This window comes from Terasakiella pusilla DSM 6293, from assembly GCF_000688235.1.
Classification (GTDB): Bacteria; Pseudomonadota; Alphaproteobacteria; order Rhodospirillales; family Terasakiellaceae; genus Terasakiella; species Terasakiella pusilla.
The window spans coordinates 135,366-141,449 of the sequence record NZ_JHYO01000009.1 but is presented as its reverse complement, the minus strand read 5'-3'; the positions used below and the strand labels follow the sequence as shown (position 1 = coordinate 141,449).

The following is a 6,084-nucleotide window of genomic DNA, read 5'->3' as shown; positions in this document are numbered from 1 at the left end:
AAGGCACAATTCTTTTGGCCGATAAAGCCTACGACAGCGATGCTATTCGGCAATTGGCTGAAAATAAAAAAGCATGGGCAAATATCCCACCTAAAAGCAATCGACGAAAGTCTTTTGCCTTTAGCAAATTCCTTTACCGCTACAGAAACTTGGTTGAGCGCTTCTTCAACAAACTCAAGCAATTCAGAGGCATTGCCACACGTTATGATAAGAACCCTGAGAATTTCCTCGCTGCTGTTAAACTGGCATCAGTTCGCATTTGGATAAAAAATTTATGAGTCTAGGGCCTAGGGGAAATGCTGCAAAAAGTACTCGATAAAGACAAGCTCTCTATCGGTGAGAGACTCTGTCAAATTCACGAGCAAATCAGAACCGTTCATCCGGCCTTATGTCGCATTGCTGTGGCGGTTTATGACCGCGAAACCGACATATTGAAAACATTTGCCCATAGTACGGATGGCCAATCCCCGATCAGCTTTTACGAATCTCCCTTAAACAAAGCCAAGTCCCTGTTGGAGATTGCGAAAGAGACAGAGCCTCGCATCATTGATGATCTCAGCGTCTTTTCCAGCGACAACCCGCACACGGCAAAGCTCCAGCAAAGCGGCTATTTGTCCAGCATGACGCTGCCCATTCGATTTAATGGCAACCTCTTTGGTTTTTTATTCTTTAACTCACCGGAAAAAGGCTATTTCTCTGAGGGACGTTTATCCTCACTGGTGGCATACAGCGGCGTGATCTCCCTGCTCGTCATCAACGAGCTGCAACACCTCAAGACCTTTCGCGGCGCAGTGCAAACCGCGAGAGAGTTCAGCCGTCAACGCGACGAAGAAACCGGCAACCATTTGGAGAGAATGTCGCGTTACGCCCGTATCATCGCCAAAGATTTGGCCCAGCGCCACGGCAAAGAAGATGACTGGGTTGAATATATCTTCCAATTTGCCCCGCTGCATGATGTGGGCAAAGTCGCTGTCCCCGATGAAATTTTGCTAAAACCGGGCAAACTCACCCCCGAAGAATATGACATCATGAAAACCCATGTCACCAAAGGGGGCGAGATCGTTCAAGTGATGGCAAAACAATTTGGTCTAGATAGCCTCAATCACTTTGATATGCTCTACAATATCGTGATGGGCCACCATGAAGCCATGGACGGGTCCGGCTATCCAAACCAGTTAAAGGGCGAGGAAATCCCATTGGAAGCCCGCATTGTTGCCGTCGCTGATATCTTCGATGCCCTCACCAGCAAACGCCCTTATAAAGAAGGCTGGAGCAACCAGCGCGCCCTCAATACCTTGATGGTGGAAGCTGGCGTGCGACTGGACAAAGAATGTGTCACCTCCCTTGCCAACCATATGGATCAAGTGATCACCATTCAGACCGAGTTTGGCGAAGATTACATGGGCTGAACCCGACCCGAAGAGAGATTCTGTTCGGTTCTCAACCATTTTGAGCAAATGCAAAAGAGGTTTTTGCACAGGCGAAGGCGAAATAATCGTACAGATACCCAACCATCGTTATAATTTTTCTCCGCAAAGTATAAATACTTAATCTGTTTATTGCGATTTTTAGGTCAGCATCACTTACCTACTTGATATTTTGCAATTCCTCCCCTGATACTTACATATAAAGAAATCACAGGGATGAGAGACGAAAATGAACGACATGCGCGACGTAAGTCTATCGGACAAGTACACGCTGGAAACCGGACAGGCCTATATGACCGGTACCCAAGCCCTTGTTCGTCTGCCTATGCTTCAAAGACAACGCGACCTGCTGAACGGCCTCAATACGGCCTGTTTCATTTCAGGCTACCGTGGATCGCCACTTGGCAATCTGGACCGCGAACTTTGGAGTGCCCAAAAATATATCGAAGACAAGCACATCAAGTTTGAACCCGGCGTCAACGAAGAATTGGGCGCGACGGCTGTTTGGGGCTCGCAACAGGTCGGCTTATTCCAAGGGGCCAAATATGATGGCGTCTTTGGCATGTGGTACGGCAAAACGCCTGGCGTTGATCGATCCGGCGATGTCTTTAAACATGCAAACTATGCAGGCACCGCCAAACATGGCGGCGTTCTCGCCCTTGCGGGTGATGACCATAACTGTAAATCGTCTACCATCCCCTGTCAGTCCGAATATGCCTTTATGGATGCGCAAATTCCGGTCCTGAACCCATCCAGCGTTCAGGAATTTCTGGATTACGGTGTTCTGGGCTGGGAAATGTCGCGTTTCTCTGGCTGTTGGGTGGCGATGAAGACCATTTCAGAAACAGTCGATGCCTCTGCCTCCGTTTACGTGGACCCGAACCGTATCAAAACCGTCTATCCCGATTTTAAATTCCCTGACGGCGGCGTGCATATCCGTTGGCCCGACAAGCCATTGGAACAGGAATACCGCCTGCAAAAATATAAACTTTACGCGGCAATCGCATTTGCACGCGCCAACAAGATCGATAAAATCACCATCGACAACCCACAAGCCACCCTTGGCATCATCACGTCGGGTAAATCTTACCAAGACGTACTGCAAGCCATGGAAGATTTGGGGATCGATGAAGACCGCGCAGCTCAGCTTGGTATCCGTCTTTACAAAGTCGGCATGCCTTGGCCGCTGGAGCCGGAAGGCATCAAAGAATTCGTTAAAGGCCTGGATGAAATTCTGGTCGTTGAAGAAAAACGCGCCGTCATTGAAAACCAGTTGAAAGAACAGCTTTACAACTGGGATGAACAAGTTCGCCCCCGCGTCATCGGCAAGTTTGATGAAAAAGGCGAATGGATTTTGCCAAGCGCGAACGAACTGTCCCCTGCCCGCATCGCCCGCGTCATTGCCGCACGGGTCAAAAAATACTATTGCGATGAAAAAATCGAAAAACGTCTGGCTTGGCTGGATGCAAAAGAAAAAGAACTCGCAAAACCACGCCTGACCACCACCCGCACGCCCACATTCTGTTCTGGCTGTCCGCACAACACCTCCACACGCGTACCGGACGGATCGCGTGCGATGGCGGGCATTGGCTGTCACTACATGGCGACATGGGTGCGCGCAGAAACCACACAGACCTTTACCCAAATGGGCGGTGAAGGTGTGCCGTGGGTCGGCCAAAGCCACTTTACAGACGAAAATCACGTCTTTGCCAACCTTGGCGACGGCACCTATTACCATTCCGGCCTGCTGGCCATCCGTCAGGCGTTGGGGGCGAAAGTCAACATCACCTATAAGATCCTGTTTAACGCAGCCGTTGCGATGACAGGCGGACAACCGGTTGATGGCCCGCTGACCATTCAGGGCATCACCAAACAGCTGGACGGCGAAGGCGTGCAACGGATCGCCATTGTGGCCGATGATCCCAACAAATACCCAAGCCGTACCGCCTTTGCGCCGCACGTCACTTTCCATCATCGCGACGATCTGGATGAAGTCCAGCGCGAACTGCGCAACTGGAAAGGCGTATCGGTCATGATCTATGATCAGCACTGTGCGACAGAGATGCGCCGCATGCGTAAACGCGGCAAAGCGCCAACACCAAACCATCGCCTGTTTATCAACGATGCAGTCTGTGAAGGCTGCGGCGACTGTGGCGAAAAATCAAACTGTGTGTCCATCACCCCAAAAGAAACTCTGTTGGGCCGTAAACGCCAAATCGATCAATCCACCTGTAACATGGACTTTTCATGCGTAAAGGGATTCTGTCCAAGCTTTGTTTCCGTCAATGGGGCGAAACTGCGCAAAAAAGAAGGCAGCAACCAGCTTGATAAGTTTGATCCAGCAAAACTGCCAACACCGACCCTGCCCTCCACTGACGAAACATATTCCATCGTCGTCACCGGGATCGGTGGGACAGGCGTTGTGACCATTGGCGCCTTATTAGGTATGGCCGCCCACATCGAACAGAAAGGTGTCTCCGTCCTTGATATGGCGGGTTTGGCGCAAAAGAACGGGTCGGTGATTTCTCACATCCGTCTGGCAAACGCACCGGATGATATCCATGCGGTTAAAATTCCGGCGGGGGAAGCTGACTTGATGCTGGGGTGTGATCTGGTGACGTCCGCCAGCTTTGACGGTCTCGCGAAACTAAAAGCCGGTCAGTCCAAAGCCATCATCAACGACCATAAAGTCATGACACCGGACTTTGCCGTCAACCGTGACGCCCCCTTCCCACTGGAAAGCATGAAGCAATCCATCGCGGAAGCTGTCGCTGAAGGGGATAGCTGGTTCTTTGATGCAAGCCATCTGGCAACTAAACTTTTGGGGGACTCCATCGGGTCTAACCTGTTTGTTGTCGGTTATGCGTATCAGATGGGCTTTATTCCGCTTGCTGAGGCGTCCATCTTAAAAGCGATTGAACTGAACGGCGTTGCCATCGACTTCAACAAACGTGCGTTTAATCTGGGTCGCTGGGCGGCACACGATATGGACGCCCTGTCTGCTTTGGTCGTCGATGAGAACCCGCAATTCATCCAGACGGATCTGGACGAATTGATCAAACATCGCATGCAACATCTGACCAACTATCAGGACGCCGCCTATGCCAAACGTTACCTGTCCGTTGTAGAACGCGTGCGTAAGGCAGAAGAAGAACTGGGCACAGGCAGCAAACAACTGACCAAATCCGCCGCCCACGTCCTTGCCAAGCTGATGTCTTATAAAGATGAATATGAGGTTGCGCGTCTCTATAGCGATCCTGCCTTTAAAAAGAAACTGCAAGAACAGTTCGAGGATGGCTATAAACTGACCTTCCACCTCGCCCCGCCATTGTTGGCAGATAAAGACCAGAAGACCGGTCATCTACAAAAGAAAGAATATGGTCCGTGGATGCTGAACGTCTTTAACATGATGGCGAAATTCAAACATCTGCGCGGCGGCAAGTTCGATATCTTCGGTAAAACCGCAGAGCGTAAAATGGAACGCGCCCTGATCTCTGAATATATGGGTGTGCTTGAAGAACTATGTCAGAACCTGCGTAAAGACAACCATGAGCTGGCAATTAAAATCGCTGACCTACCCCGTGATATCCGTGGTTTCGGTCACGTGAAAGAAAAGGCGGTCAAGGAGGTCAAAGCCAAAGAAGAAAAGCTGATGGCGATCTTTAGAAAAGGCGATGTCACCAAGACAGCCGCAGAATAAAATCAACGGCCCACACCCAAACGAAAAGCCCCGAAGTTACCTTCGGGGCTTTCTTTTATTCACTGTCGCTTTTATCGCTTACAGCACATACCACAGCAAGGCCGGTAAAGCCGCAAACCCCATAAAGGTCGAGACAATGACCAGACCCGCAACTTCTTGCGGGCGCTGATCATAAAGCTGGGCAAACAGATAACAGAAGACCGCCGCCGGCATCGCGCATTGCAGGATTACAACACCCGCAGCCGGACCGCTAAGGCCCAAGATATAGGCCAAGCCGACACCAACACCAAAGCCCATCCCCAAACGCAGGACGGACAGTCCGAAAGCGGTTTTCAAGCTGCCCACCTGTAAACTGGCAAGCGACACCCCAAGCGTAAAGAGCATCAATGGGATCGTTAAATCCCCCACCAGTTTGGTTGTGTTAAACAGCCATTCAGGTACCGTTAAATCTGTAAACAGAAAAAGAGAGGCCAGAATCGTTGCCGGAATGATCGGCATTTTAATCAAAGACTTGGGCGTAAAACTGCCGGAAACAAAAGCGACCCCGACCGTTAACTGCAACACCACATAAACGGTAAAGAACGCAACCGCCAAAGCCAGACCTTCGTCGCCAAAGGCCAGCAAACAAAGCGGCAACCCCACATTCCCGACATTAGGCCATGTCAGTGCTTGTAAAAATGCCCGTTGCGGCAACCCAAAGATCGCCAAAATAATCCCCCCGATCACCGCGAAAGCCACATTTGCCGCCAGCGCTGCAATCCCCATATCCCACAGCATAGAGGTATCAAGCTCTACCTTGGACAGGGCATAAAACACCAGACTGGGTGTGGCAAAATAAGTTACGATCGTTGTCACCATGGGTGTGTCAAAAGCGCGACCACTTTTAGACCACCCATACCCAATCCCTACACAAACAAAGACCGGGGCAAGAATGGAGAAAATTTCGGAAAACATGGA

At 50.5% G+C, this 6,084-nt stretch carries 4 protein-coding genes; 3 read left to right on the top strand and 1 reads right to left on the bottom strand.

Translation table 11 applies throughout. From position 1 onward, the window contains the following. From Q397_RS0108125 to Q397_RS0108115, 3 genes are all read left to right on the top strand, one after another. Window positions 1-278: IS5/IS1182 family transposase (locus tag Q397_RS0108125; RefSeq protein WP_028878995.1), on the top strand; the 278-nt coding region annotated here is incomplete at its 5' end. 18 nt (window positions 279-296) lie between these two features. Then, a complete protein-coding gene (locus Q397_RS21615; RefSeq protein ID WP_038013113.1) occupies window positions 297-1,409 on the top strand; it encodes an HD domain-containing phosphohydrolase in 1,113 nt (370 codons plus the stop codon). A gap of 247 nt (window positions 1,410-1,656) precedes the next feature. After that, a complete protein-coding gene (locus Q397_RS0108115; protein WP_028878994.1) occupies window positions 1,657-5,127 on the top strand; it encodes an indolepyruvate ferredoxin oxidoreductase family protein in 3,471 nt (1,156 codons plus the stop codon). A 78-nt stretch (window positions 5,128-5,205) separates the two neighbouring features. On the opposite strand, the gene Q397_RS0108110 is transcribed toward Q397_RS0108115, so the two are convergent. Then, the gene (locus tag Q397_RS0108110; protein WP_028878993.1) at window positions 5,206-6,081 is read right to left on the bottom strand and encodes an AEC family transporter; all 876 of its coding nucleotides are present in this window, start codon (window positions 6,079-6,081) and stop codon (window positions 5,206-5,208) included. Window positions 6,082-6,084: the final 3 nt, after the last annotated feature.

Coding starts and splice junctions, on each gene's coding strand:
- Q397_RS0108115 (WP_028878994.1), top strand. CDS start 1,657: ATGAACGACATGCGCGACGTAAGTCTATCGGACAAGTACACGCTGGAA.
- Q397_RS0108110 (WP_028878993.1), bottom strand. CDS start 6,081: ATGTTTTCCGAAATTTTCTCCATTCTTGCCCCGGTCTTTGTTTGTGTA.
- Q397_RS21615 (WP_038013113.1), top strand. CDS start 297: ATGCTGCAAAAAGTACTCGATAAAGACAAGCTCTCTATCGGTGAGAGA.